The following is a 25,591-nucleotide window of genomic DNA, read 5'->3' as shown; positions in this document are numbered from 1 at the left end:
GGCCAGTGCGGCGTCCGGGGAGCGGTGGGCGGGCGGCTACTTGATCGGGCCGCAGGCGATCCGGCCGCCCGCGTCGCCCGTGCGCTGGGTGGCCTCGTCCGGGCCGGTGGCGCTGTAGCGCTCGGGGATGTTGGCCAGGTTGTCGGGCAGGGCGTGCACGATGACGGCGCTGCCGTCGGCGTCGGTGAGCTGGCGGACCCGGAAGCGGTCGGTGACCACCGAGGCCGTGCCGGAGCCGTCCGCGGCGACCAGCAGCGGCGGCAGGTCGCCCGAGTGGTGGGAGTGGGTGGAGCCGCCGAGGTCGAAGTGGCCGCCGGCGGTGTAGAACGGCGACACCTTGCCGGTCGCCGGGTCGACGGCCGCGGGGTCGCAGATGCCGGTGGCGTGGATGTGGAAGCCGTGGTAGCCCGGAGGCAGGCCCTTGACCGTGACCGACAGGCGCGACTTGGTGTACCCCTCCGGCCGCAGGGCGAGGGTGCCGACCGGTTTGCCCGCCACGTCGCGGATCGTGACCGCGACCGGGTGCGCCTCCTGCGTGGTGGCGGTGGCCTGGGCCACGGCGCTGACGCCGATGGCCGCGACCGCGGTGAGGAGCGTGGCGCAGATCGTCAGGTGGAGGGTCCGTGGCTGCGGTAGCGGCGCCATCGCGAACGGCCTTTCGATGGGGGGAAGGGACTGCGTCGAGGGTAAAGGTCATCCGCCGGGATGTTGTATAGGATTTGGTATAGCAATATGGTGGGTGGCCGGGGTTATGGCCATCCTTTACAGTCAGGTGGAAATGACGAGGTCGGCTCGGGATCGGGTGGCGTCGCCGGCGAACCAGCGGTCCTCCGCGGCGAACCACGCCTGCCACTCCGCCTCCAGGCCGGCGCCGTCCCTGGCCCGCACGCGGTCCCAGCGGGTCGCGCGCTCGGCCTCCAGCCAGACCCGGAAGGCCAGGAGGTGGTCGGCGTCGCGGCGGGCCGTACCCACGCCCTCGATCACCAGGACCGGAGCGGGCGGGACGTCGAGCCACGTCGTGTAGCGTGCGCGGTGCCAGTCGTAGCGGCGGAAACGACCGGGGCGGCCCGCCGACAGCGGGTCGAGGACCTGCTCGCGCAACGCCGCGAACCAGGCGCCCGGGCCCTCCGACCACGGCACGGGGAAGTCGTCGCTGTGGATCACCTGGCAGTCGAGCGCCTTGCCCAGCCGTCCCGCGAACGTGGTCTTGCCCGCTCCGGCGGGCCCGTCGACGGCCACGAGGCGGACCGAGCCGCACGACGGCGGGAGGTCGCTGATGCGCTGGGCGAGGGTTTGCACGCTGTCGAGGGTAGGGGGCGACAGAAAGGACCTGGCAAGCTGAGAATATTGACTTTCCCCGGGATGGAGGTTGATCTTGCTCGGACCCCTAGGCGACATCGTCGTGCTCGATCTGTCCAGGGCCCTCGCGGGTCCGCACGCCGCCCAGATGCTCGGTGACCTGGGTGCCAAGGTGATCAAGGTGGAGCACCCTGACGGGGGTGACGAGTCGCGGGGCTGGGGACCGCCGTTCGTCGGGCCGGAGCATGACATCTCCACGTACTTCCTGGCGGCCAACCGCAACAAGCTGTCGGTCGCCGTCGACCTCAAGAGCGCCGGCGGCAAGGCGCTGATCGAACGCCTGGTCCGGCAGAGCGACGTGCTCATCGAGAACTTCCGCACCGGGGTGCTCGACCGGCTCGGGCTCGCCGTGGAACGGCTGCGCGAGCTCAACCCGAGGCTGGTGGTCCTGTCCATCACGGGGTTCGGGCACGACGGCCCGGAGGGCGGGCGGCCGGGCTACGACCAGATCGCGCAGGGCGAGGCGGGGCTGATGTCGCTGACGGGTCCCAGCGCCGAGGAGCCCTACCGCGTGGGGGCCTCGATCGCCGACCTGCTCGCGGGCATCCACGGCGCGTACGGCGTGGCCGCCGCCCTGTACGAGCGCGAGCGCACCGGCGAGGGCCGGATCGTACGGACCTCCCTGCTGGCCGCGGTGACCGGCGTGCACTCCTACCACGGCACCGCCTGGACGGTCGGCGGCCAGGTTCCGCGGGCCAACGGCAACCACCACGTCTCCATCGCCCCGTACGGAGCCTTCCACTGCGCCGGCGGCATGCTTCAGATCGCCGTCGCGAATGAGAACCAATGGCGAAAAGTCGCCACCCTCCTCGGCATAGACCCAGATATCGCGAAATATCGCACCAACCGCGACCGCTTCCGCCACCGCGAGGACCTCATCCAGGACATGGAGAAAGCCCTGGCCGCCCACGACCGCTCCCACTGGCTGGCCGCGCTCGGCGAGCTGGGCGTCCCGGCCGGCGCCATCCGCTCCCTCGACGAGGTCTACGCCTGGGACCAGACCCGCTCCCAGGGCCTGCTCGTCACCGTGGAGCACCCGGTCCTGGGCCGCATCGAGCTGCCCGGCCCGCCGCTGCGTTTCGACGGCCTGCCGCCGGCCGAGCACACCGCCCCGCCCGAGCTGGGCCAGGACGGCGACGCGGTCCTGGCCTGGCTGGAAGAGCGGGAGCGATGATCGACAGCCGTCCCGACGCGCACGCCCTGATCCGCGCGGTCCTGGACGAGGGCTCCTGGCGTTCCTGGGACGCGCCGCCGGTCGACCCGGTGCGCCCCGACTCCTCCTACGCCGACGAACTGGCCGCCGCCCGCGTCAAGTCCGGCTACGACGAGTCGGTCGTGACCGGCGAAGGGCTGCTCGACGGCCGGCGGGTGGCGGTGGTGGCCAGCGAGTTCTCCTTCCTGGCCGGTTCGATCGGGGTGGCCGCGGCCGAGCGGATCGCCGTGGCGGTGGAGCGGGCGACCGCCGAGAGACTGCCCCTGCTGGCCGCGCCCGCCTCCGGCGGCACCAGGATGCAGGAGGGCGCGCTGGCGTTCGTGCAGATGGTGAAGGTCACCGCCGCGGTGCAGGCGCATCGGGCGGCGGGCCTGCCGTATCTGGTGTATCTGCGGCATCCCACGACGGGCGGGGTGTTCGCGTCGTGGGGCTCGCTCGGTCACGTGACCGCGGCCGAACCGGGGGCGCTGATCGGCTTTCTCGGGCCGAGGGTGTTCGAGTCGCTGCACGGCTACCCGTTCCCCGAGGGCGTGCAGGTGGCCGAGAACCTCTACCGCCACGGCCTGGTCGACGCGGTGGTCTCGGCCGAGGCTGCGCGGACGATCGCGGCGCGCGCGCTGAGCGTGCTGTGCGCGCGGGTGGAGGAGCTCGACCCGGGCCGGCCGCCCGAGGAGGATTTGCGGCCGGTGGAGGCGTGGGAGGCCATCACCCGTTCCCGGCGCGACGACCGGCCGGGCGTGCGCACCCTGCTCAAGCTGGCCGCCACCGACGTCACCCCGCTCAACGGCAGCGGCGAGGGCGAGAACGAGCCCGGCCTGCTCCTGGCGCTGGCCAGGTTCGGGGCGGCGCCGGCGGTCGTGCTCGGCCAGGACCGGCGCCGCCAGCGGGTCGGCGCGCCGCTGGGCCCGGCGGGGCTGCGGGTGGCCAGGCGCGGCATGCGGCTGGCCGCCGAGCTGGGGCTGCCGCTGGTCACGGTGATCGACACGGCGGGCGCGGCACTGTCGAAGGCGGCCGAGGAGGGCGGTCTGGCCGCGGAGATCGCGCGCTGCCTGGCCGACATGGTCTCGCTGGAGGCGCCGACGGTCTGCCTGCTGATGGGGGAGGGGGCGGGCGGCGCCGCGCTGGCGCTGCTGCCGGCCGACCGCGTACTGGCCGCCCAGCACGCCTGGCTGTCGCCGCTGCCGCCGGAGGGCTCCTCGGCGATCCTCTACCGCAGCGTCGACTTCGCCCCGGAGATCGCCCAGGCCCAGGGGGTACGCGCGACGGACCTGCGCAGGAACGGCATCGTCGACCGGGTGGTGCCGGAGCTGCCCGACGCCGCCTACGAGCCGAGGGCGTTCGCCGAGCGGGTGGGCAGGGCGCTGGAGTACGAGATCGCCACGGTGCTCCGGTTGAGCCCGCAGGAGCGTAAGGAGGCCAGGAGATCGCGCTATCGCGCGCTTTGACGCGAAAAATATGACTGAACACTTGTATGGTCGCCAATACATGCGTATAGCATGCTGGACATGCGACCAGTTTCTGATGAGGATCTGACGGCACGCGCCCGTATCCGGGACGTCGCCATGGCGCTGTTCGCCGACAAGGGCGTCAGAGCCACCACGATCCGCGGCATCGCCGAAGCGGCCGGGGTCTCGCCCGGCCTGGTCCAGCACCACTTCGGCTCCAAGGACCAGCTGCGCGAAGCCTGCGACGAGTACGTCCTGTCCTACATGCGCGCCCAGGCGAAGGCCGGAGTCACCGACCACAACCTGGAAGATCCTGACTTCATCGAGAGCGTCCACCGCACCGCTCCGCCCCTCATGCACTACCTCGGCCGGGCCCTCGTGGACGGCTCGCCCGGCGCGGCGGCCATGTTCGACCAGCTCGTCAGCGTCACCGAGGAACACCTGTCCAAGCTCGACGAGCACGACGTCGACCACCGCGCCCGCGCGACCGTGCTGACCGCCATGAAGCTCGGCATCACCGTGCTGCACGAGCACGTCACCCGCGCGCTCGGCACGCCCATGTTCTCCCCCGACGGGGCCCTGCGCGTGGGCAAGGCCCAGCTCGACCTGATCAGACCGGAATTCCTGGGCCGCGAGCTGTTCGAGCAGGCGCGGACGGGCTTGGAGAAGTTCGAGGAACGCCAATGAGCACCGCTGTACGCACCAAGGGCCTGGTCAAGACGTTCGGCCAGGCCAGAGCCCTGGACGGCCTCAACCTCAGCGTCAAGACGGGAGAGGTGCACGGCTTCCTCGGCCCCAACGGCGCGGGGAAGACCACCACCATCCGCGTCCTGCTCGGCCAGATGCGCTCCGACGGCGGCGAGGTCGAACTGCTCGGCGGCGACCCCTGGCGGGACGCGACCGAGCTGCACCGCCGCCTCGCCTACGTGCCCGGCGACGTCACCCTGTGGCCCTCGCTGAGCGGCGGCGAGGTCATCGACCTGCTCGGCCGGGTACGCGGCGGCCTCGACCCGCGCCGCAGGGCCGAACTGCTCGACCGGTTCGAGCTCGACCCGCGCAAACGCTGCCGCACCTACTCCAAGGGCAACCGGCAGAAGGTCGCGCTCGTGGCCGCCTTCGCCTCCGACGTCGAGCTGCTGATCCTGGACGAGCCCACCTCCGGCCTGGACCCGCTGATGGAGGCGGTCTTCAACGACTGCGTCCAGGAGGAGAAGGACCGCGGCCGCACCGTGCTGCTGTCCAGCCACATCCTGTCGGAGGTGGAGACGCTGTGCGACCGCGTGTCCATCATCCGCGCCGGCCGTACCGTCGAGTCGGGCAGCCTCGCCGACCTGCGCCACCTCACCCGCACGTCGGTCACGGCCGAGCTCATCGGCCCGGCCGACGGCCTCGCGCGGCTGCCCGGCGTGCACGAGCTCACCGTGGACGGCGACCGGCTGCGCTGCCAGGTCGACGGCGCGGCGCTCACCCCGGTCCTGACCGAGCTGGCCAGGGCGGGCGTACGCTCGCTGACCAGCCAGCCGCCGACGCTGGAAGAGCTGTTCCTGCGCCACTACGAGGGATCGGCGCGATGACCGGCCTCGGCGCGCTGATCCGGCTCGTCCTGCGCCGCGACCGCGTCCTGCTGCCCGTCTGGATCCTCATCAGCGCGGTGCTCCCGGCCACCATCGCCGCCAGCACCGCCCGCCTCTACGCCGACCAGGCCGCCCGCGACGCCTTCACCCACGCCTCGATGAACAGCCCCGCCCAGCTGGCCACCCGCGGCGTCATCTACGACGCGAGCGTCGGCGGCCTGACCGCCTGGACGCTCGGCTCCTCCGGCGCGCTGATCGGCGGCCTGATCAGCATCCTGCTCGTCATCCGCCACACCCGCGTCGAGGAGGAGACGGGCCGGCGCGAGCTGCTGTCCTCCGGCGTCGTCGGCCGCCACGCGCCCCTGGCCGCCGCCCTCGTCGTGGTGCTGGCGGCCAACCTGCTGCTGGGCCTGCTCAGCGTGCCCGGCCTGGTCGCCAACGGCCTGCCCGCCGGCTCGTCGCTGCTGTTCGGTCTCTCCAGCGCCGCCGCGGGCTGGTGCCTCGCGGCCGTGGCCGCCGTCGCCGCGCAGCTCACCGCCGGATCCGGTACGGCCCGCGGCATCGCGATCGCCACCAGCGGCGTCTTCTTCGGCATCCGCTCGCTGGCCGACTCCGGCGGCATCGGCTGGCTCGCCTGGCTGTCGCCGTTCGGCTGGGTCCGCCTGACCCGGCCCTACGGCGGAGACCACTGGTGGGCGCTGGCCGTGGCGGTGGTGTTCGTCGCGGTGGCGGGGGCGGCGGCGTTCGCGCTGTCGGCCCGGCGCGACCTGGCCGGCGGCCTGCTGCCCACCCGCGCGGGACCGGCCGAGGGCGCGCTGGGCGGCGCGTTCGCGCTGGCCGGACGCCTGCACCGGGGCACCCTGATCGGGTTCACGGTCGGCTTCGCGGCGATCGGCGGCCTGATCGGCTTCTCGGCGCGCGGCCTGGACACCCAGCTGGACACGCAGACGCTCCGGCAGCTCGCCGAGACCATCGGCGGGCCAGGCGCCGGCGTCGCCGACGTGTTCTTCACGTTCATCCTCTATGTCATGAGCCAGCTCGTCGCCGGGGCCGCGCTGGTCTCGGCGCTGCGCGCCCGCGCGGAGGAGGCGGCCGGGCGGGCCGACCTGCTGCTCTCGACGCCGGTCGGCCGCCTGCACTGGGCGCTCGGCCACCTCTTCTACGCGGTCGTCGGACCGGCGCTGCTGCTGGCGGTGCTCGGCGGCGTGGCCGGGCTCGCCTACGACGGCGGCCCGCTGCGCGTCGCGGGCGCCACGCTCGCCTACCTGCCCGCGGTCTGGACCGTGGTCGGGGTGGCGGTCCTGCTGTTCGGGGTGCTGCCGCGGCTGGCCGCCGCGGTCAGCTGGAGCGTGCTGGGCCTGATCCTGGCCGTCGACCTGGTGGCGGAGTTCAAGCTGGCCGACGGGTTCGTGCTGGAGCTGTCGCCGTTCGTGCACGTGCCCGCGCTGCTGCTGGGCCGGGGCGCGCCGGCCGCGGCGCTGCTGGGGCTGACCGCGGTGGCGGCGGCGCTGGCCGCGGCGGGGCTGGTGGTGCTGCGCCGCCGCGACCTGGCGCCCTCTAGCTGAGTCCCGCCCTGTCCCATCTCCACAACACCTTCCCGGCGGCGTCGTAGCCGGTGAAGGAGAGGTCCGGCCAGTGCAGGCCCTTCTTGGCCACCCCGTCGGGGACCGGTGCGGCGAACATCGCCACGCCGTGTCCCCACGGGTCGGGGACGGTCTCGGCGGCGACCCTGCCGCTCTTGGACACGCCCTCGACCCGGGCGGTGCCGGGAAGGGCGAAGCCGTACCAGGTGTCCTTGTGCTGGCCCCACTGCACGGGCTGCTCGCGGCCGACGATCGCGCGCAGGCTCGTCCCGGGCAGGCGCTCGAAGGAGCCGGGCAGCATCTTGCCGTCCTTCCAGAAGTGCAGGCACATCGGAGCCTGCAGGTGGGCCGACACGCCGCCGGGCAGGGCCTGGCCGGTGCCCTCCCGCGCGGGGGTCTGCGAGCAGCCGTGGTCCCACACATCGACGCGGTCGAGCTCGCGGCCCTTCTCCCGGTGGGAGAACGCGGCGATCTTGACGTTCGCCGGGTAGCGGACCGCCCATACCGCCGCCGGTCCGCCCTTGGCCTTCAGGATCTGGGCGGGAATGCGGGTGCCGTCGACGGTGACCGCCGTGACCGCCTCGGTCGCGGGGGACAGGACGCCGTAGGCCAGCTCGGCGCCCGGCTCCGGCAGGTAGGTGCCGAGGGTGGCCCTGGAGGAGAAGTGGCGGTCGAGCTGGGTCGTGGAGCAGCCGCCGGACTTGCCTCCGTCCGGCCGGACGCCCCCGGAGGCGCACAGCATCGTCCCTTCGGTGTTCTTCGAGAACCACAGCTCGACCGGGCCGAAGGAGAAGTCCTCCGTGCCCGGCACGACGACCTTGTCGCTGATCCGCTCGCCGAAGAAGCCGGCCTCCTCCTTCTCCGGCGGCGGGTCATTGCGCCAGATCTCCTCGCCCCGCGCGTCGTAGGCGACCACCGTGTGCCCGCGATCCTCGTCCCGGGCGTCGGCCGTCAGCGCGAACAGGCCCAGGTTCAGGCCCCACGGGTCGGGCCGCGGGGTCAGCGTCAGCTCGCGGCCCTCCCGCGTCCACACGATGCGCGCGACGTCGGGGCGGGCCGCGCCGAACACCACGCCGTCCTCGGCCTGCAGGCGGACCGGCCACGGCCGGTCCGCGCCGCCGCCCTTCCACAGGTAGGCGTTCTTGAGCGGTATCGCGCCCACTTCCTTGCCGGCGCGCGTCCAGATCACCTCCAGGTCGGTCGCGCCGGGCTGGGTGTCGTTCGGAACCTGGTAGGGCCGTAGCGACAGCCCACCCGCCATCTCGTACGGCAGGCCGGCCGGCTTGGCCTTGCGCGAGCGGCCCGCCAGCATCGACCGGGGCATCTCCCCGAGCACCCGCTGCGCCGCGTCCAGGAACTCCACCTTGGTGACCTGCTCGGCGGCGGCGAAGCTCACGCTCCAGATCGCCATCGGCGCCCCCGGCACCCGGTGCACCGTCCCCGCGATCTGCCGCCCATCTCCCGTCACCGCCCTGACTCCGGCGCTCTCGGGCTGGGCCAGGCCGTAGTCGAGGACCGTGGCGGCGTCCTTCCCGGCTGCCGAGCCCTCATAGGTGCCCGCTCCCATGGCGTGGACGGCGCCGCAGGAGCCGACCGGCTCCCGCCCGCTCCCGGACAGCGCGCAGAACTGCGGATTGCCGAGCTTGCCCCTGGCGAACCACAACTTCAGGCCGCCGAGCTCCACCGGTTCTCCCACCGGTGTCAGCCCTGTCATCAGCTGCCGCTGAAGCGTGCCGGGATCGGCCGCCGAGTTCCTGCCCAGGCCCCCGTTGAGCAGGACAGGAACGAACAGTGCGATCACCGCGACCGGGATCGCCGCCAGCAGCCAGCGGCCCCTGCGCGGTGGCAGCGGGGTGCGGGCGCGCACGCTCAGCCAGGCGTTCTGGCCGGCCTCGTAGGTCTGGGCGCGAGCGTCCAGCGCGGCCTTCAGCCGCTCCTCCAGGGGGGTCACGCGTCCTCCTCGAGCGCCCGGCCGAGCGCGGCCAGGCCCCTGCTCGCATGCGTCTTCACCGAACCGGGCGAGAGGCCCATGGCCGCGGCGATCTCACGTTCGGAAAGGTCCAGCCAGTAGCGCAGCACCAGCGCCTCCCGCTGGCGGCGGGGGAGCCGGTCGAGCGCCTCCAGCAGTTCCCGGTGCTCCTCGGCGAGGATGACCGACTGCTCGCTGCTGCGCGCCGGCTCCGGCGGCTCGGGGCGGCGCAGCCGTGTCAGGCGCAGGTGACGCAGGCGGTTGCGGGTGAGGTTGCAGACGATCGCGCGCAGGTAGGCCACGGCCGCGCCGTCGTCGCGCAGTTGCCCGGTGTGCAGGCGGGCGAACGCCTCCTGGGCGATGTCCTCGGGGTCGTCGGCGCCCAGCAGTCCGGCCAGCCGTACCAGGGGCTGGTAGTGGACGGCGAACAGTTCGGCGAACGACGGCGGCGCCTCCCGCACCGGCGCGACCGAGGTCGTTTGTCGGTTCACGCCCCTATAGACCCACGGATACCGCATCGGTTGACAAGGAATTAGGAAATGTCATCACCTAATCGGTGAATGTGGACCTGCCTGCTGCCCGTCGCCACGGCGACGTGGTGGTAGATCGGGACCCGGACGTGCCCGCCGGGGTGATGAGCGAAACAGCCACGAGACCTCCTCCTTCGCTCTCTTGCGGTTACTCGGGAACCATAGGAGAGTGTTGGCTGACGTGGAAGAACGGACCTTTCGGAGACTGGGGAACCTGATGGTGGCCAAGCAGTTCAGCGGAGCGGCCGACGAAGCGGACCTCAGGCGCGCGGACTCCCTGGCGCGGGAGATCTTCTCCGACGTCGCCAACAAATGGGCGCTGCTGATCATCGAGGCCCTCGGTGAGCGCACCCTGCGCTTCAGCGAGCTGCGCGACGAGGTCGAGGGAATCAGCCACAAGATGCTCACCCAGAACCTGCGCATGCTGGAGCGCAACGGCCTGGCCGAGCGGAAGGTGCACCCGACCGTGCCGCCGCGGGTCGAGTACACGCTCACCCAGCCAGGCCTGGCCCTGCGGGCGACGGTCGACCTGATGTGCGGCTGGACCCACCAGTACCTCGGCCACATCGAGACCGCCCGCCGCGGCTTCGACACCTGACCGCTAGGGCACGGGGATACGTTCCACCCTGATCGAGAAGACCTCCTCGCGGGGCACGACGACCTCGTAGGCGCCGTGGTCGACCATCCAGTAGCCCAGGGCCTCGGCCTTCATGCCGCTGTGGCCGGTGTAGGCGATGTGCAGGCCGTCCTCGTCCTCGTCCAGCACGATGCAGGGCTCGCCGCCGAACGCCGCCACCGTGCGCACCAGCACCAGCCACTCGGCGTCGGCCCGCTTGACCGTGCGCCGCCAGTAGCCGGAGGCGGCCTCGAAGCCGGCCAGCTCCTCCTCGCTGAACAGCACGACCTCGTCGCTGTCCGGGCCGAGCGCGGCGGGAAAGGTGCGCTCCTCGAAGCGCGCCACGAAACCCGAGGTGATGGGAACGCTCATGCGACCTCCTCCGGAGGCCGCATGAGCGTTGGACGGCTGTGTCCCATTGATCGCTCGCTGCGCTCGCTCATGCCGCGGGCCGCCAGGTCAGCCCGTCGTAGGCGGCGAACGGGCGCTCGGACTCGGGACTCACGTGGACGATCTCGGCACCGGCCGGGATCGGCATCGGCATCGTGTGGAACTGCGGCACCACGTGCTCGCGCGAGGTGGTGAAGCCGTTGCCGGCGAACGGCGGCGTGTCGCTCCAGTCACCGCCCATGTGCGGTCCGTACGGCACGGCGTAGGTGTCGACGTCGCGCGCGTACCAGCGCATCACATACAGCTCGGGCACCTCGGCCGTCAGCTCCGATCCCTCGAACGACAGGTCGAGCCCGTGGAAGAGCTGCCTGGGCGTGCTCAGCCGCGCGCAGTCCTGCACGCGGTAGACATATCCGGAGATGACCGTGCGCTTGCCCGACAGATAGGGCACGAGCAGACGCGGCGGGACCACCTTCTGCATTTGCGTTCTGCTCACGTCACCACTTTACGATCGCATGACCCCGAGCACCCGATGTTCAAGGCACGGAAGAGTCTTCCTCATCGCGGCCGTCGTCTCCAGGTCGGCCTCGACGAGCTGGACTCCTGACGCACTGCCCAGATCCGCCCGGACCACGCCCAGCGGGTCGACGAGCATGCTGCGGCCGACGCCGAAACCGTCACTCGACTCGGCCGGGTTGGGCGCCTGGCCGACGGCGGCGGTCCACATGGTGTTCTCCAGGGCGCGGGCGCGCACCAGCGTGATCCAGTGGTCCTCCTTCAGCGGGCCCGACCCCCAGGCGGCGATCACCGCGAACATCTGCGCGCCCTGGTCCACCAGCGCCCGGGTCAGCTCGGGGAAGCGTACGTCGTAGCAGGTGACGAGCCCGATCCTGATGCCCGCCAGCTCGACCACGGCCGGTTCGGCGCCCGGCTCGACCAGCTCCGACTCCTTGGCGCCGAAGGAGTCGAACAGGTGGATCTTCCGGTACGCGGCCTGGATCTCGCCGCGGGCGTCGAGGGCGACGGCGGTGTTGTACACACGATCACGGCCGGGCTCGAACACGCCGGCGATCACCGCGGTGCCGTGGGCGCGGGCCGCCTCGGCCACGCCGGTCACGAACGGCCCGTCCAGGGGCTCGGCCAGGTCGGTGATGCGCTTGCCGTAGCGGGTGAGCGTCGCCTCCGGGAAGATGGCCAGGTCGGCGCCTTCGGCCTCGGCCAGGGCCTGCCGTACCCGCTGGAGGTTGACGGTGGGATCAGGGGACACCGGGATCTGACAGAGGGCGATTCTCGTCACGCCTCGACTCTAGACCGTTGGGCACCCGGCGGAACCAGGTCAGGCACCGCCAAATCCACTCCAGCGGCCCGTAGCGGTGGCGCGTCAGCCACCACCGGCTGAAGACCGCCTGGACGGCCACCGTCGCCCCCGCCACGACCAGCACCCACCAGCCGTCGGTCACCGGTCCGGTCAGGAAGATGACCAGCGTGCCGGAGACGTAGTTGGTCAGCGCCAGCCTGCCCATCGGCTCCAGCACCGCCGACAGCCACGGCCGCAGGACCAGCAGCAGGCCGGTCCCGTAGGCGAGCCCGCCGGTCACCGCGCCCAGCGTGTAGTAGGCGGGGATCTGGCTGGAGTAGTAGAAGACCGTCAGCGCCAGCGAGGCCACCGCGCCGACGGCGAAGAACGGCAGGAGCAGGCGGCGGTCCGGCTTGAGCTGGATCAGCGCCATCCCGGCCAGGAACAGGCCCGGGATGATCAGCGTGCCCCCGCCCTGCCACACGCCCCAGCCGAGCGCCGCCAGCCCGAGCACCAGCACCGGGTAGCCCGGGGCCAGGAACGAGGCGGGCAGCAGCACGGCCGCGCCGAAGGCGGCGTAGTCGGTCAGCACCTCGCCCTCGTAGAAGGTGTGCTGGACCAGCCCGAACAGCAGCAGGAAGAACAACCTGCGCAGCAGCACCAGGCGCGAGCCGCTACGCAGGAACAGCACGAAGCTGATGCCGAACAGCAGCGAGAAGATCGGGTAGAAGCGGCCCTGGAAGGCCGACTCCATGACGGCGTCCAGCGGCTGCTGGGGCGGTTCGTGCGGGGCGTGCTGCCAGGTGTTGACCAGCATGATGCCGCACACCGCGAAGCCGCGGAGCGCGTCGAGCTCTCTGATACGCGTTACAGGAACCAGGCAAACCACCATACGAGGAACCCGCCGCCCACCACGAGGGCGACCAGGTGCGGCCACAGTCTTCGCGCCGGTCTCGCCTCGATGGCCCACACCGCCGCCGCCACGCTCAAGGCCACGGCGCCCACGGCCAGCCAGCCGTACACCTCGACCGAAGCCGGTACGCCGACGGCCAGGGCGGTCTCGTTGGTGGTGAGCAGGCCGTACACCGACTGCACGGTCAGGCCGACCGCCGCGAGACCGGTGAGTCCCGCGAACGCGCTCAGCCCCCGCCCCCGCACTCCGCCGCCGACCAGCTGCACGAGCGCGACCAGCGCGAACAGCACCAGCGGCACGGCCAGCCACGGCGCGAGCATGATCTGGTACGGCGCGCCCGTCACCAGCATCGACCCCGGCGCGAACCGCTCAAGCGCCGCCCGGCTGGGGACGCACGGCTGACTCCAGGAGCCCGGGGCCTCGACGAACGCCGCGATCGTCTGGCGGCCGCAGGTGGTGGCCATGGCCAGGAAGACCGCGTGGCCCACACCCGCGAACTCGACGAACGTGGCGCCCGGCAACCCGGCGGCGGCCGGCTTGCTGGTCCTGGGCGGCGTCGTGGGATCGAACTGCCCGCCCAGCACCAGCACCGGCACCCCAACCCCCTGAACCCCCTGCCCGGCACCCGCGCTGTGTTGCCCGGCATCCGCGCTCGCTCGCTCGGTCGCCGTGTGCGCCTGCCGGACACCCGCTTGCGCAGCCGTGGTGCCGGGTTGACCTGCTCCCACGTCTGCCCGCGCGGCCGCGGTGCGCTGGTGGGCGGGCGTGTCCGACCCTGTGGTCGCCGGGTCTGCCTGACCGGAACCTGTGCTGGTCTGCTCAGGTGTCGTGTCCCCGGTGCCGGTTGGAGGAGAGGGGGGCAGGTTCCAGGCCTGGCAGACGCCCTTGTCATTGGTCACGGTGAAAAGCCGCGAAGAATCGGGAAATTTCGCCTCATCCTGGCATTGGACGGCGTGGTACAGACCGAACTCATGCGACGTCAACCCCCCGCCCACCGCATCGGCCAGCGGGCGCAGCAGTTCCTCCCGCCCCGAGGCCAGCGCGTCGATCAGCGCCGGGGCCACCGCCACCAGCTCCGACTCGTGCAGCGCCTCGGCCAGGACGGTCGCCACGTCGTCGCCGCTCATCCGCGCCGTGAACGGCTCGCCGAGCAGCGGATCGGTCGTCGGCACCAGGGCGGGAGCCCGGTTGTAGCGCGCCACCATCGCCTCGAACCGGTCCTTCACCCCCAGCGCCGCCACCGTGTCGGCCAGGTTGCGGTCGGCGTCGCGGTACCAGTCGACCTTCTCCGGCAGGTAGGAGTCGAGGATCATCGCCCGCACCCCGCCCGGATCGGCCTTGGCCGCCTCCACCATGACCCGCGTGGAGTAACTGACCCCGAACAGGTTCCAGGTGGGGTAGCCGAGCTTCTTGCGCAGGTCGACCACGTCCGCGACGATCTCGCGCGTGGTGTAGCCGCGCAGGTCGACGCCGCGCTCGGCCAGCCGCTTGCGGCAGGCGACGGCCCCGGTGGCCACGCCCGCCGCCCCGGTCTCCGGGCGGCGCAGCCGGTCGAGCATGGCCTCGACGGTCTCGGGGCAGGTCAGCCGGGGCACGGAGTACTTGCCGCCGCGCTGCTCGATCGTGACGACGTCGCGGTCGGGGAACAACTGGCTCAGGAACCCGGTCAGCTGCAACGACGACGAGGCGGGCCCGCCGCCCATGTAGACGACCGGGTCGGGCTTGCGGGCGCGATCCTGCGAGCGGTGCACGGCGTACCCGACCTTGACGGTACGGCCGGGCGCGTCCCTGCGTTCGGGAACCTCAAGGAACCCGCAGGTGGTGCCGGTGGGAACGGGAACGGGACAGGCGTCGGCGGCCCGGACGGCGGCGGCCGGAGGGGGAACGCTCAGAGCGAGCGCGATCACGACCCTGATGATCACAGGTCGAGCCTAATAGTCTGGGGCCGTGACGGAACCCCTTGTATCCAGGATGCGCGCCTTCGGCACGACGATCTTCGCCGAGATGAGCGCGCTGGCCGTGCGGACCGGCTCGATCAACCTCGGCCAGGGCTTTCCCGACACCGACGGCCCGGCGGCGATGCTCGACCGGGCGGTGGAGGCGATCACGGCGGGCGCGAACCAGTACCCGCCGGGGCCCGGTGTGCCCGATCTGCGGCACGCGGTCAGCGAGCACCGCGCGGCCCACTACGGCCTCGGCTACGACCCCGACGGCGAGGTGCTGGTGACCGTCGGCGCCACGGAGGCGATCGCGGCGAGCGTCCTGGCGCTGTGCGAGGCGGGGGACGAGGTGATCGCGTTCGAGCCCTACTACGACTCCTACGCCGCCTCGATCGCGCTGTCCGGAGCCCGGCTGGTGGCGGTCACGCTGCGCCCGGCCGACGGCCGTTTCACCTTCGACCCGGACGAGCTGCGCGCCGCCGTCACCCCCCGCACCCGCGCCATCCTGGTCAACTCCCCGCACAACCCGACCGGGACCGTCTTCACCCGCGCCGAACTGGCCGTCATCGCCGAGCTCTGCCAGGAACGCGACCTGATCGCGATCACCGACGAGGTCTACGAGCACCTGACCTTCGACGGCGTCGAGCACATCCCGCTGGCCACCTTCCCCGGCATGCGCGAACGCACCGTGATGATCTCCTCGGCGGGCAAGACGTTCTCGGTCACCGGCTGGAAGACCGGCTGGGTGTGCGCGCCGCCGCCGCTGGTCGGCGCGGTGCAGACGGTCAAGCAGTTCCTCACGTTCACGGCGAGCGCGCCGTGGCAGCTCGCCGTCACCTACGGCCTGCGGCACGAGCTCGACTGGGTGGCGGCGCTGCGGTCCGGGCTCCAGGACAAGCGCGACCGGCTGATGGAGGGGCTGACCTCGGCGGGCTTCGAGGTGTTCCGGCCGGCGGGCACGTACTTCGTGCAGACCGACATCCGGCCGCTGGGCTTCACCGACGGCCTGGAGCTGACCCGCCGGCTGCCGGCGCTGGCGGGGGTGGTGGCCATCCCGACCCAGGTGTTCTACGACCATCCGGAGCGTGGCGCGCACTTCGTCCGGTTCGCCTTCTGCAAGAAGGACGAGGTCATCGACGAGGCGGTGGCCAGGCTCAAGCGCCTGCCGTGACCACGCGGGGTCAGGTGACGATCTTGACCGGTAGCCGGCGCTGCCGTACCGCGCTCCTGACCGCCTTGGCGAGTTGCGCGTACTCCGCCGCCCGTGCCGACGATCCCCGGTAGGCCAGGCCGATCGTGCGGCCCGGCGCCGGGGCGGCGAAGCGGCGCAGCGCCAGCCGTACCCTCTTGCCGGTCTCCACGGGCACGGCCGACTCGGGCAGCAGCGTCACGCCGAGCCCGCCCGCGACGAGCTGCACGAGCGTGGGCAGGCTGGTGGCGTAGGTGGTGGCGGTGGCGCGCGCGCCGACCTCCCTGCAGACGTCTATGGCCTGCTCGCGCAGGCAGTGGCCCTGGTTGAGCAGCACGATGTCGAGGCCCTTCAGCGCCGAGCGGCCGAGCGGCTCCTCGCTCGCCGCGAGCGGATGATCCTCCGGTACGGCCAGCAGGAAGTCCTCGTCGTAGAGCGGCTCCTCGACCAGCCCGTTCACCTCGGTGGGCAGCGCGAGCAGCACCATGTCGAGCCGCCCCTCGCGTACCTCTTCCAGGATCGTCTCGGTCCTGGCCTCGTGCACGGTGAGCTTGAGGTGCGGAAACCGCCTGGCGAACATCGGCAGCAGCGCGGGCAGCACGTACGGCGCGACGGTCGGGATGACGCCGAGGTGGGCGGGCCCGCGGAAGGGTTCGCGGTTCTGGGCCACCTCGCCCATGAGGTCGTCGACGGCGGCCAGGACGCGCCGCGCGTGCCCGGTCAGGCGTTCGCCGGCGGGGGTGAGCAGCACCTTGCGGGTGGTCCGCTCCACCAGCTGCTGATCCAAAACCTCCTCCAAAGCAGCGATATTTCCGGACAAAGCGGGTTGGCTGATCCGGAGCGTGCTCGCCGCCTCCCTGAAGTGGAGATGCTCGGCCACGGCCAGGAACGCGCGCAGCTGAGCCAGGGTCGGCATGGGCTCACTGATAGGGAACACCTCTCAGATTGGTCTGACTGAGCGATTTCTCAGATCAATGCTAGCTGCGGGACGCTAGGGCCCCTGACCTTCACCTTCATCCAAGGAGACACGCACTTGCTCACCGTCGGTGACCACTTCCCCGAGTACGAACTCACCGCCTGCGTCGACCTCGACCCAGAGAAGGCGTTCGCGGAGATCAACCACAAGACCTACGAGGGCAAGTGGCGCGTGGTGTTCTTCTGGCCGAAGGACTTCACCTTCGTCTGCCCGACCGAGATCGCCGAGTTCGGCCGGCTCAACGAGGAGTTCGCCGACCGTGACGCCCAGGTCCTGGGCGTGTCCGTGGACTCCGAGTTCGTGCACCACGCCTGGCGCAAGGACCACGAGGACCTTCGCGACCTGCCGTTCCCGATGCTGAGCGACATCAAGCGCGAGCTCTCCGCCGACCTCGGCATCCTCGGCTCCGACGGCGTCGCCCAGCGCGCCACCTTCATCGTGGACCCGAACAACGAGATCCAGTTCACGATGGTGACCGCGGGCTCGGTCGGCCGCAACGTCAAGGAGGTCCTGCGGGTCCTGGACGCGCTGCAGTCCGACGAGCTGTGCCCGTGCAACTGGAACAAGGGCGAGCGCGGCCTCGACGCCAAGGCGCTGCTGGGCGCATGAGTATCGCCGCGCTGAAGGAAGCCCTGCCCGCCTACGCCAAGGACACCAAGCTCAACCTGGGCTCGGTCACGACCACCTCGTCGCTGACCGACCAGCAGCTCTGGGGGGCGATGCTGGCGTGCGCGCTGGCCGCCCGGTCCGGCCGGGTCATCGCCGAGGTCTCGGAAGAGGCCGCGCGGAACCTGTCGGAGGAGGCGTTCACGGCCGCCAAGGCCGCCGCCTCCATCATGGCGATGAACAACGTGTACTACCGGGCCACGCACCTCATCGGTGACGAGACCTACGCCACGCTGCCGGCCAAGCTCCGGATGACCGTCATCGGCAACCCGGGCGTGGACCAGGCCGACTTCGAGCTGTGGTGCCTGGCCGTGTCCGCGATCAACGGCTGCGGCCGCTGCCTGGAGTCGCACGAGCAGGTACTGCGCGGCTCCGGCCTGCCCCGCGAGCAGATCCAGGAGGCCCTGCGCGTGGCCGCGGTGGTGGCCGCCACCGCCGCGACGCTCGAGGCCGAGGCGGCACTGGTCGCCGTCTGATCACCCGCCTCACGACCGGGACGCCCGCGACGGGCGTCCCGGTCGTCGGCGGCCCTCACCCCGCGCCACGCCGCGTACGCCCGCTCCAGAGCCGGCTGGACGAGTGGCGTTCCCCCGCCAGCAGGTAGGCCGTGCGCATGAGCCGCGGCCGGCGGCTCGTCACGAACCCGTGGAACTCCTCGTCCAGGGTCGCCTCGCGATCCCCCAAGCGTGCCGGATCGTCGCCTCGCCCGTGAGATGAACGTCCGGTGGGAGCGCGGTGAATTATCCAGGGCGGTTGGATAATGCCTCTTCTCCGCCAGAGGGGACGCTGCCTACGCTGCCGAACATGTCTAGACAATTAACGTCATTGTGGCAAGCCATCGTGCTGCTCTTGGCGGTCGCGGCAGGGGTGGCGCTGTGCGCAGGCCCGGCCTCCGCGCACCTGACCCGGCAGCACGCGGAACTCGTCGTGGCCACCTCGGAAGGGGTGACCAGCGGACGGCTGATCGTCCACCGCGACGTCGTCAGCCCCGAAGGCGCGGGCGCGTGGGCCTCCGCGCTGCTCCCCACGCCCTGCCCGGTCAGCGCCCACGGCGTCTCGGGTGACGGCGGCGGGGTGCCCGGGGGAGTGGTGGTCGAGCTGGCCTGGTCGTGCGCGGTGGACGCGCTGGACCTGGCGCCCCTGCTGGATCGGGGCGGGTTCACCGAGGTGATCGCCGAGTTCGACGGCACGGCGGCCAACGTGAACGCCGCCGCGCCGGTGATCGACGTGACCGGCGCGCACGCTCCGGTCCGCGCCGTGTGGCCGGTCGTCGTGGGTGTGCTGGTCGCTTTGGCGATGCTGGCGCTCCTGGTGGTGGTACTGCTGCGCCGTACCGGAAGGGGCGCCGCGGCGACCACCGGACGGGAGGCCGGCGGACGGCGGACGTGGCGGAGCAGGGCGGCGATCGCGGTCGCCGTGAGCGTCGCGGTGCTCGCCCCGCAGGCGGCCATCGCCGCGAGCCCCGAGCCCGCACCGACCTCCGCAGCCGAGCGGCCCGCAGCCGAGACGCGGGCCGCCGAGACGCCCGGTGCCGGGACGACGGCCGAGGCCACGCCCGCCGGGGAGACTCCCGACGGCGAGAAGGCGGCGCCGGAGGCCACGCCCACGCCGAGCCCGAGCCAGAGCCCGAGCGCGAGTCCGGGCAGTGCGGACGCGGCGGCCGGGACGCTCAAGCTGACCACGACCGACCCCAAGGCCGGTCAGCCGGTGACCTTCAGCTACTCCACCGACAGGGTGAACGCCCTGAACTGGGTCGGCATCTACGGACCGGGCGAGAAGCCCGGCGTGGTGGCCTCGCGCGTGTGGGTGCGGGCGCCGCAGGGTTCCGGCACGGTCTCGATCCCCACCACCGCGCTCGGTGAGGGTTCCTGGACCGCGTACTTCATGTTCAACGACGGCTACGAGTCGCTGAGCGACCCGGCGACGTTCACGCTGGCCGGGGCGAGCGCCGACATCGTCACCGTCACGGGCACGGTGTTCAAGGACAGGAACGGCAACGGCGCCAAGGACCGCGGCGAAGCGGGCTTCCCCCGCGTGTCCGTGACCGACGGCGCCAACTGGGCCACGACCGCGGCGGACGGCACGTACAGCATCCAGGTCGACCGCAACCGCCGCGAGACCGACATGGTCTACGTCGTCTCCCCCGACGGCTACCAGCCGGTGCTGCGCGAGGACTACATCCCGCGCTTCTTCCGCCAGCTCGACCAGCAGACCGGCGTCGACTTCGCCCTGGTGCCCACCAAGGCGGCGGCCGACCCGAAGGAGAAGTGGCTCATGGTCTCCGACGTCGAGGTGGGCAACCGCACCGACGAGGAGTACCAGAACGCGGCTCCGCGCTGGACCGGCCAGGTCAAGGCGATGTCCGAGGTGGACGGCGCCACGCTGACCATCACCACCGGCGACCTGACCGTCACCGACTACGCCGACGCCGCCCGCCGCCAGGGCGGGTACGACCTGCTCAGGAACGGCCTGCGCGACGGCAAGCTGGGACACCCGTTCTACCCGGTGATCGGCAACCACGACGTGGGCGGCACCGCCACCTCCGTCGGGTACGGCGGCAGCCTGGAGTACTGGCGGCGCAACGTCGGCCCCGAGTGGTACAGCTTCGACCGCGACGGACGGCACGTCGTCGTGCTGGAGGACAACTACGACACCCGCGGCCTGGCCCCGCAGCTGCAGTGGCTGCGCGAGGACCTGCGCAGGCACGCGGTGGGCAAGCAGGTGTTCGTGTTCGCGCACCGGTCGCTGTTCACCCGCTGGGGTCCGGGCGCCGGGATGCAGCCGACGGTGGACGAGCTGGCCAAGTACGACGTGCGGATGTTCGCCGCCGGGCACAACCAGCAGGCCGAGTACCGCCGGGGCGCGTTCGCCCGCTCCGTCGAGGTCAACAACATGGGCATGTACGGCATCGACGCCGCCCGGCCCGACTACAAGATCCTCGACTTCAGCGCGATCACCGGCAGGGACAAGGGCTACGTCACCGGCGTGCACCGCCAGTTCGGCGTCAACGACGACGTCTCGCTGGTGAGCCCGGCGACCGGCAGCGTCCACGGCAAGAAGGCGGGCGTACCGCTGGAGATCTACGCCGAGGACGACGGCCGCACCCCGTCCAGGGCGGAGCTGACCGTCCGGGCCAAGAACGGCAGGACCGTCTGGGAGCGTGAGCGCCTGCGCTTCGGGGAGGAGACCCGGCCGAGGGGCATCGTCAACTGCTACAAGGGCGAGTCCTGTCCGCGGGCGCACGTGTCGTGGACGCGGGTCAGCGATCGGATCACCGGCCTTCACCCGGGCTCGTACACGGCCGAGCTGACCGTCAGGGACAGCAAGGGCAGGCCGTTCCCGAAGGTGCGCACCACCTTCGAGGTACGGCCGGACTCCCACGTCTCGCGGCCGGAACCGAAGGGCGACTGGCTGCGGCAGGGCGGTGACGAGCAGGGCCGCTCGGCCTCCACCGACAACCCGGGCGCCGCCCTGGATCTGCGGTGGGCGGCGAACACGGGTGAGCAGTTCCACCTCAACGGGGCCGCCGTCTCGGGTGGCAGGGTGATCGTCGCCTCGCAGGCGTTCGCCTCGCCGTACAGCATGATGCTGGCCTACGACGCGCGCACCGGGCGCGAGCTGTGGCGCACCTATCTCGACGGCGACGCCGAGTCCTTCCCGACCGTGCACGGCGGCAAGGTCTACCTGACGACCGGCGTCGGGCGCGTCTACGCGCTGGACGAGCGGACCGGCAGGGTGGCGTGGGAGACCATCGACGCGGAAGAGGTCAAGCAGGGCACGGTGCGGCGTTACGGCCGGGCGGGCGGGCCGGTCAGCGTGTTCGACCTGCCCGACGGCCGCGCGGTCGCCGTCTACCACGAGTGGGACGGGGTGCGCTGCCGCGACGCCCGTACCGGCGAGCGGCTGCCCGGCGGCTTCAACGCGCCGGTCGCGTGGGGCGAGTTCCACAGCACCGCGATCAGGAAGCCCGGCTCGACCACCGCGTGGCTGCACTCGGGCTCCAGCCAGTCGCTGATCTCGATGGACCTGGCCACGTGCAAGCAACTGTCCAGCGTGGACACCGGGGGCGACATCTTCTCGCAGTCCTCGCCGGTGTTCAGCGAGTCCGGGCTGGTGACGACGACCGCCACCGGCACGCGCGGGCACGGCGCCGACGGCGCGGTGCGCTGGCACGCCAAGGTGGGCACGGCCGCGGTCTGCGAGTACGGCCCGCCGCCCGTGACCAGCCCGGCGACCTGGGGCGACCTGGCCTATGTCGCCAGTCAGGACGGCATGGTCCGCGCCTTCGACGTCACGACCGGCAAGACGCTGTGGGAGACCCCCACCGGCTACCTGCCGGGCGAGAGCCCGATGGAGGACCCGTGGCGTTCCGGCAGCTCGTGCAAGGCCAACGGGCCCGGCTCACCGGCGGCGCACGCGCTGGCCACCGAGACCACGGTGTACGCCGGAACCTGGGACGGCCGGGTCGTGGCCCTGGACCGGGCGACGGGACGGCAACTGGCCGCCTATGACCTGGGCGGCGGGGTCGCCTCGGCGCTGTCGGTGAGCGGGAACACGGTGTTCGCGCTGAGCGACGACGGGTCGTTGCACGCGCTGGCGGCTAGATGACCAAGGGATTGGCTCGCCTGCTCGCGGTCGCGGGCGCGGTGGCGCTGATCCTGCTGGGGGCGGCGGGCCCGGGGTGGGCACACCCCTTCGGCCCGCCGCCCGTGGCGAAGATCCGCGCCGACGGCCCGGCGGTCGAGATCACCTGGTCGGCGGCGGCTGACGACATCGCCGCGCTGACCAAGGCCGTACCCGCCCTCGACGGATATTTCCGGCGTGGGGTCACGGTGCGGCAGGGCGCGGCCGACTGCCCGGTGACCGAGGTCCGCACCGAGGCGCTGGCCACGACCGGCGCCGTGCTGCGTTTCCGCTGCCCGCGGGCGGCCGACGAGCTGCGCGTGGGCGTGACGCTGCTGCACGACCTCAACGTCGCCTACCGCACGGTGTCGGTCACGCCGTCGGGCTCGGGCGCGCTGCACACCGCCGACGAGCCCGCCCATCCGGTACGGCTCAGCGGCACCGCCGCCACGGCCACCTCCACGTCGTTCACCACGGACCTGCCGTCGCTGATCGACCGGTTCCTGCCGCTGGCGCTGCTGGTGGCTCTGGTGGCGGGAGCGGCCCACGCCTGCGCCCCCGGACACGGCAAGACGCTGACCGCCGGCTACCTGCTGGGCGGCCAGGCCAGGCCCATGGACGCGGTGCGGCTGGGCGGCGTCGTGGCGCTCATGCACACGGTGTCGGTGGCGGTCCTGGCAGTGGTGTGGTGGCTGGCCGTGGACAACGCGCCCGACCTGGGCGCGGTGACCCGCTGGCTGCAGCTGGCCGGGGCGGCGGCGGTCCTGGCGGTGGGCGGCGGGCTGGTGTACCGCCACCTGCGCGGCCAGGGTGATGGCCACGGTCACGGTCATGGGCACGGTCACGGTCACGGTCATGGGCATGGGCATGGGCATGGGCACGGTCACGGTCATGGTCATGGTCATGAGGGGTCGCTGCTCACCCGGCGCGGGCTGGTGGCGCTGGGGGTCTCCGGCGGGCTGCTGCCCTCGCCGTCGGCCTTCCTGCTGCTGCTGACCGGCCTGCTGTCCGGCCGGGCGCTCGTCGCGCTCGTACTGGTCGCCGCCTTCGGGGTGGGCATGGCGCTCACCCTGTCGGCGGTCGGGCTGGCCGTACTGCGTGGGAGTGATCTTCTCGGTGCGGTGACCAGGCACCGCTGGACCCGCCACCTTCCCCTGGCCGCGGCGCTGCTGGTGCTGGCCGGTGGGATGGGCAGTACGGCGCTGGCCGCGGTGGAGCTGGTCACGGCTGGGTGAAGTCCAGCGGGGGCAGCGCGGCCGTGGCCTCCTCGTTGCTGATGCCGGTGGCCTGGAGCAGGTCGACCACGATCGAGCGCAACTGGGCGAGTATCACGTCGGCGGAGAAGCCCAGCCGTTCCGGACGCTGGCGGGCGGCCACGGCGAGCAGGGCCTGCCGGGCGAGCTGGGGTTCGCGGCCCGCGCCGAGCTCCAGTTGCAGGAGCAGGGCCGCCTCGGAGACCTCGCGCAGCGAGTCGGCCAGCGTGGTCGGCGGCGGCGCGGTCTCACCGAGCGCGGCCAGCGTACGGCGGGCCAGCACGCGGGAGTTGCGCAGCGCGAGGTCCACGGGCACCGCGGCGCTCTCGTAGCGGCTCAGGCGGGCGCGGCGGTGCCAGTGCAGCGGCGAGATCGTGGCGATCTCCCTGCTGGTCTCCAGCGCCTGCTCGAACTCCTCGATCACCGCCTGGGTGCCGCGCGCCTCCTCCAGCGCCTCGGCGGCCAGGTCGGCGTCCCGCTTCTCGATCGCCTCGGCGCACTTCTCCAGCACCGTGGACAGCGCGTCGAGCACCCCTGAGGCGTGCTTGGCGGCGATGGCGAAGGGGCTGGCGGGCAGCAGCGCCACGGCCGCGATGCCGACCACGCCGCCGGTGAGCGCGTCGAGCATGCGGTCCAGGCCGCCGGTGTCGCCGGGCGGCAGCAGGGTGGCGACCAGCACGGCCGACGACCCGGCCTGCGCGACGAACAGCGTGCCGCTGTTGAGCAGCACCGCCGCCGACATGGCGAGGCCGACGACCAGCGCGATCTGCCACGGTCCCGAGCCGATCGAGGCGACGAGCAGGTCGCCCACGCCGACGCCGAGGCTGACACCGACGACCAGTTCGATCACCCGGCGCAGCCGCTGCCCGAGCCCGACGCCGACGCAGATGAGCACGGCGATGGGCGCGAAGAACGGGCGGGCGTGGCCGAGGAGCTGGGTGGCGATCACCCAGGCCAGCGCCGCGCCGACCGAGCACTGCGCCACCGAGGGAGCCATCAGCCCGAACGTGCGCAGCCGTTCCCGCATGTGCTCGCCGAGCTTCGTACCCACTCTCCCTACCTTCGCGGATCTTTGTGACATTAGGGTCACGCCTGATCAGCCCATTCTGGACAGCATCTCCGCGGTGACCTCGTGCTCCAGGGGCAGCCCGGCGGCGAAGCGGCCGATCTCGCCGATCACGATGTCGCCCAGCCGCCGGTAGCACTCCACGGTGCCGGCCGCCCGGTGCGGCGTGAGCAGGACGTTCGGCAGCCGCCGGAACGGGTGATCGGTGGGCAGCGGCTCCTCGTCGAACACGTCGAGCGCCGCGTCGAGCCGCCCGGTACGCAGCTCCGCCAGCAACGCCTCCTGGTCCACCAGCCACGAGCGCGCGGTGTTGACCAGCATGGCGCCGTCCGGCATCAGCGCCAGCTCGCGCGCGCCGATCATGTGCCTGGTCTCGGGCAGCACCGGCGCGTGCAGCGCCACGACCATGCTCGTGGACAGCAGTTCGTCCAGGCCGACCGAGCCCTCGTAGTAGGGATCGTGCACCGCCACCTCGGCGCCCAGCGCGCGTACCAGCTCGATGTAGGCCCGGCCGGTACGCGACGCGCCGACCACCCCGATCCGGCAGCCGAGGATCTCGTGCCGGGGCGGCGCCTCGGAGGCGGCGGCCCACTCCGCGCCGGAGCGCATCGCGTGGTCGAAGCGCTGCAGCCGGTACAGCGACGCCAGCGTGAACGCCAGCGACGCCTCCGCCACCGACCTGGCCATGCCCGCGCCCGCCTGGGTGACCCGGACGCCGCGGGCCCACGACTCGCCGGTCACGAACGGTTTCACCGTCGCGCCCGTGTGGGCCAGCAGCCGCAGCTCGGGCGCCAGGTCGAGCAGCTCGCGTCCCAGCGCGGGCGCGCCCCAACTGGTCACCAGCACCCGCGTGCCGGGCAACGCGGCGGGCAGGTCGGCGTGGTCGTCCACGAGGTGGACGTCGCCGAGCGCGAGCAGCCGGTCGAGGTCGGGGAAGAACTGGGTCCGAAGGGCAGGGGAAGCGCTTACCGTGATCCGCATGCCTCAGC

24 protein-coding genes are annotated in these 25,591 nt (G+C 72.3%); 11 read left to right on the top strand and 13 right to left on the bottom strand.

Annotated features, from left to right (window positions below):
* Nucleotides 1–36 precede the first annotated feature (36 nt).
* On the bottom strand, nt 37–645 hold the full coding sequence (locus ACFWYW_RS43655; RefSeq protein ID WP_379613590.1) for a superoxide dismutase family protein: 609 nt from the start codon (nt 643–645) through the stop codon (nt 37–39).
* A 123-nt stretch (nt 646–768) separates the two neighbouring features.
* Nucleotides 769–1,299, bottom strand: coding sequence for a uridine kinase (locus ACFWYW_RS43650; protein WP_379613588.1), 531 nt, complete (start codon nt 1,297–1,299; stop codon nt 769–771).
* Nucleotides 1,300–1,375: 76 nt separating this feature from the next.
* Here ACFWYW_RS43650 and ACFWYW_RS43645 point away from each other — a divergent pair, with 76 nt between their 5' ends.
* The 5 genes from ACFWYW_RS43645 to ACFWYW_RS43625 are packed head-to-tail and all read left to right on the top strand — an operon-like array spanning nt 1,376 to nt 7,156.
* Entirely contained in the window at nt 1,376–2,533 is a 1,158-nt protein-coding gene (locus ACFWYW_RS43645; protein WP_379613587.1) for a CaiB/BaiF CoA transferase family protein, read from the top strand.
* The gene (locus ACFWYW_RS43640) at nt 2,530–4,017 is read left to right on the top strand and encodes a carboxyl transferase domain-containing protein (protein WP_379613585.1); all 1,488 of its coding nucleotides are present in this window, start codon (nt 2,530–2,532) and stop codon (nt 4,015–4,017) included. The genes ACFWYW_RS43645 and ACFWYW_RS43640 overlap by 4 nt, the downstream gene beginning before the upstream one ends.
* A 60-nt stretch (nt 4,018–4,077) precedes the next feature.
* A complete protein-coding gene (locus tag ACFWYW_RS43635; protein WP_379613583.1) occupies nt 4,078–4,704 on the top strand; it encodes a TetR/AcrR family transcriptional regulator in 627 nt (208 codons plus the stop codon).
* A complete protein-coding gene (locus ACFWYW_RS43630; protein ID WP_379613581.1) occupies nt 4,701–5,591 on the top strand; it encodes an ATP-binding cassette domain-containing protein in 891 nt (296 codons plus the stop codon). Before ACFWYW_RS43635 ends, ACFWYW_RS43630 begins: the two co-directional genes overlap by 4 nt.
* Nucleotides 5,588–7,156 carry an ABC transporter permease gene (locus tag ACFWYW_RS43625; RefSeq protein ID WP_379613579.1) on the top strand — a complete coding sequence of 523 codons (1,569 nt, stop codon included), beginning with the start codon at nt 5,588–5,590 and terminating at the stop codon, nt 7,154–7,156. Before ACFWYW_RS43630 ends, ACFWYW_RS43625 begins: the two co-directional genes overlap by 4 nt.
* Here the strand turns inward: ACFWYW_RS43625 and ACFWYW_RS43620 are convergent.
* Both ACFWYW_RS43620 and ACFWYW_RS43615 read right to left on the bottom strand, forming a co-directional pair.
* Complete coding sequence (locus ACFWYW_RS43620; protein WP_379613577.1) at nt 7,149–9,125, bottom strand: hypothetical protein; 1,977 nt, start codon at nt 9,123–9,125, stop codon at nt 7,149–7,151. The two genes, ACFWYW_RS43625 and ACFWYW_RS43620, sit on opposite strands and share 8 nt — an antisense overlap.
* Complete coding sequence (locus ACFWYW_RS43615; protein WP_379613575.1) at nt 9,122–9,634, bottom strand: RNA polymerase sigma factor; 513 nt, start codon at nt 9,632–9,634, stop codon at nt 9,122–9,124. The genes ACFWYW_RS43620 and ACFWYW_RS43615 overlap by 4 nt, the downstream gene beginning before the upstream one ends.
* 220 nt (nt 9,635–9,854) lie before the next feature.
* Here ACFWYW_RS43615 and ACFWYW_RS43610 point away from each other — a divergent pair, with 220 nt between their 5' ends.
* Nucleotides 9,855–10,271, top strand: coding sequence for a winged helix-turn-helix transcriptional regulator (locus ACFWYW_RS43610; protein ID WP_379613573.1), 417 nt, complete (start codon nt 9,855–9,857; stop codon nt 10,269–10,271).
* Between the two features lie 3 nt (nt 10,272–10,274).
* Here the strand turns inward: ACFWYW_RS43610 and ACFWYW_RS43605 are convergent, their stop codons facing one another.
* The 5 genes from ACFWYW_RS43605 to ACFWYW_RS43585 form a co-directional block, all read right to left on the bottom strand.
* Nucleotides 10,275–10,661 (bottom strand): hypothetical protein, encoded by a 387-nt coding sequence (locus tag ACFWYW_RS43605; RefSeq protein ID WP_379613571.1) that lies wholly within the window; start codon nt 10,659–10,661, stop codon nt 10,275–10,277.
* A 67-nt stretch (nt 10,662–10,728) separates the two neighbouring features.
* Nucleotides 10,729–11,175: a hypothetical protein gene (locus ACFWYW_RS43600; protein ID WP_312896416.1), complete on the bottom strand. Its 447-nt coding sequence runs from the start codon at nt 11,173–11,175 to the stop codon at nt 10,729–10,731.
* Nucleotides 11,176–11,184: 9 nt separating this feature from the next.
* Nucleotides 11,185–11,976: a carbon-nitrogen hydrolase family protein gene (locus ACFWYW_RS43595; RefSeq protein WP_379613568.1), complete on the bottom strand. Its 792-nt coding sequence runs from the start codon at nt 11,974–11,976 to the stop codon at nt 11,185–11,187.
* Complete coding sequence (locus tag ACFWYW_RS43590) at nt 11,936–12,793, bottom strand: DUF418 domain-containing protein (protein ID WP_379613566.1); 858 nt, start codon at nt 12,791–12,793, stop codon at nt 11,936–11,938. The genes ACFWYW_RS43595 and ACFWYW_RS43590 overlap by 41 nt, the downstream gene beginning before the upstream one ends.
* A 50-nt stretch (nt 12,794–12,843) precedes the next feature.
* Nucleotides 12,844–14,811, bottom strand: a complete 1,968-nt coding sequence (locus tag ACFWYW_RS43585) for an alpha/beta fold hydrolase (RefSeq protein WP_379613564.1) — start codon at nt 14,809–14,811, stop codon at nt 12,844–12,846.
* A 25-nt stretch (nt 14,812–14,836) separates the two neighbouring features.
* Between ACFWYW_RS43585 and ACFWYW_RS43580 the strand changes: the two genes are divergently transcribed.
* The gene (locus ACFWYW_RS43580; RefSeq protein WP_379613562.1) at nt 14,837–16,000 is read left to right on the top strand and encodes a pyridoxal phosphate-dependent aminotransferase; all 1,164 of its coding nucleotides are present in this window, start codon (nt 14,837–14,839) and stop codon (nt 15,998–16,000) included.
* A 10-nt stretch (nt 16,001–16,010) separates the two neighbouring features.
* On the opposite strand, the gene ACFWYW_RS43575 is transcribed toward ACFWYW_RS43580, so the two are convergent.
* The gene (locus ACFWYW_RS43575; RefSeq protein WP_379613560.1) at nt 16,011–16,934 is read right to left on the bottom strand and encodes a LysR substrate-binding domain-containing protein; all 924 of its coding nucleotides are present in this window, start codon (nt 16,932–16,934) and stop codon (nt 16,011–16,013) included.
* 117 nt (nt 16,935–17,051) lie between these two features.
* Between ACFWYW_RS43575 and ACFWYW_RS43570 the strand changes: the two genes are divergently transcribed.
* Together ACFWYW_RS43570 and ACFWYW_RS43565 are read left to right on the top strand one after the other, a co-directional pair.
* Nucleotides 17,052–17,603 (top strand): peroxiredoxin, encoded by a 552-nt coding sequence (locus ACFWYW_RS43570; RefSeq protein ID WP_379613558.1) that lies wholly within the window; start codon nt 17,052–17,054, stop codon nt 17,601–17,603.
* Nucleotides 17,600–18,136, top strand: coding sequence for a carboxymuconolactone decarboxylase family protein (locus ACFWYW_RS43565; RefSeq protein WP_379613556.1), 537 nt, complete (start codon nt 17,600–17,602; stop codon nt 18,134–18,136). The genes ACFWYW_RS43570 and ACFWYW_RS43565 overlap by 4 nt, the downstream gene beginning before the upstream one ends.
* 55 nt (nt 18,137–18,191) lie before the next feature.
* On the opposite strand, the gene ACFWYW_RS43560 is transcribed toward ACFWYW_RS43565, so the two are convergent.
* Nucleotides 18,192–18,344: a hypothetical protein gene (locus ACFWYW_RS43560; RefSeq protein ID WP_379613554.1), complete on the bottom strand. Its 153-nt coding sequence runs from the start codon at nt 18,342–18,344 to the stop codon at nt 18,192–18,194.
* Between the two features lie 120 nt (nt 18,345–18,464).
* Between ACFWYW_RS43560 and ACFWYW_RS43555 the strand changes: the two genes are divergently transcribed.
* A complete protein-coding gene (locus tag ACFWYW_RS43555; RefSeq protein ID WP_379641268.1) occupies nt 18,465–22,268 on the top strand; it encodes a PQQ-binding-like beta-propeller repeat protein in 3,804 nt (1,267 codons plus the stop codon).
* The gene (locus tag ACFWYW_RS43550; RefSeq protein ID WP_379618722.1) at nt 22,265–23,518 is read left to right on the top strand and encodes a hypothetical protein; all 1,254 of its coding nucleotides are present in this window, start codon (nt 22,265–22,267) and stop codon (nt 23,516–23,518) included. Before ACFWYW_RS43555 ends, ACFWYW_RS43550 begins: the two co-directional genes overlap by 4 nt.
* Here ACFWYW_RS43550 and ACFWYW_RS43545 read toward each other — a convergent pair.
* Both ACFWYW_RS43545 and ACFWYW_RS43540 read right to left on the bottom strand, forming a co-directional pair.
* Nucleotides 23,505–24,587 (bottom strand): aromatic acid exporter family protein, encoded by a 1,083-nt coding sequence (locus tag ACFWYW_RS43545; protein ID WP_379618724.1) that lies wholly within the window; start codon nt 24,585–24,587, stop codon nt 23,505–23,507. The genes ACFWYW_RS43550 and ACFWYW_RS43545 overlap by 14 nt on opposite strands.
* Nucleotides 24,588–24,632: 45 nt before the next feature.
* On the bottom strand, nt 24,633–25,583 hold the full coding sequence (locus ACFWYW_RS43540; protein WP_379618726.1) for a hydroxyacid dehydrogenase: 951 nt from the start codon (nt 25,581–25,583) through the stop codon (nt 24,633–24,635).
* Nucleotides 25,584–25,591: the final 8 nt, after the last annotated feature.

It is taken from the genome of Nonomuraea sp. NPDC059023 (assembly GCF_042740095.1).
Lineage (GTDB): Bacteria > Actinomycetota > Actinomycetes > Streptosporangiales > Streptosporangiaceae > Nonomuraea.
The sequence above is the reverse complement of the archived record's forward strand: the minus strand, read 5'-3'. Positions and strand labels throughout refer to the sequence as shown.

Coding starts and splice junctions, on each gene's coding strand:
- ACFWYW_RS43655 (WP_379613590.1), bottom strand. CDS start 645: ATGGCGCCGCTACCGCAGCCACGGACCCTCCACCTGACGATCTGCGCC.
- ACFWYW_RS43590 (WP_379613566.1), bottom strand. CDS start 12,793: ATGCTGGTCAACACCTGGCAGCACGCCCCGCACGAACCGCCCCAGCAG.
- ACFWYW_RS43565 (WP_379613556.1), top strand. CDS start 17,600: ATGAGTATCGCCGCGCTGAAGGAAGCCCTGCCCGCCTACGCCAAGGAC.
- ACFWYW_RS43540 (WP_379618726.1), bottom strand. CDS start 25,583: ATGCGGATCACGGTAAGCGCTTCCCCTGCCCTTCGGACCCAGTTCTTC.
- ACFWYW_RS43635 (WP_379613583.1), top strand. CDS start 4,078: ATGCGACCAGTTTCTGATGAGGATCTGACGGCACGCGCCCGTATCCGG.
- ACFWYW_RS43575 (WP_379613560.1), bottom strand. CDS start 16,934: ATGCCGACCCTGGCTCAGCTGCGCGCGTTCCTGGCCGTGGCCGAGCAT.
- ACFWYW_RS43630 (WP_379613581.1), top strand. CDS start 4,701: ATGAGCACCGCTGTACGCACCAAGGGCCTGGTCAAGACGTTCGGCCAG.
- ACFWYW_RS43605 (WP_379613571.1), bottom strand. CDS start 10,661: ATGAGCGTTCCCATCACCTCGGGTTTCGTGGCGCGCTTCGAGGAGCGC.
- ACFWYW_RS43550 (WP_379618722.1), top strand. CDS start 22,265: ATGACCAAGGGATTGGCTCGCCTGCTCGCGGTCGCGGGCGCGGTGGCG.
- ACFWYW_RS43625 (WP_379613579.1), top strand. CDS start 5,588: ATGACCGGCCTCGGCGCGCTGATCCGGCTCGTCCTGCGCCGCGACCGC.
- ACFWYW_RS43640 (WP_379613585.1), top strand. CDS start 2,530: ATGATCGACAGCCGTCCCGACGCGCACGCCCTGATCCGCGCGGTCCTG.
- ACFWYW_RS43555 (WP_379641268.1), top strand. CDS start 18,465: ATGTCTAGACAATTAACGTCATTGTGGCAAGCCATCGTGCTGCTCTTG.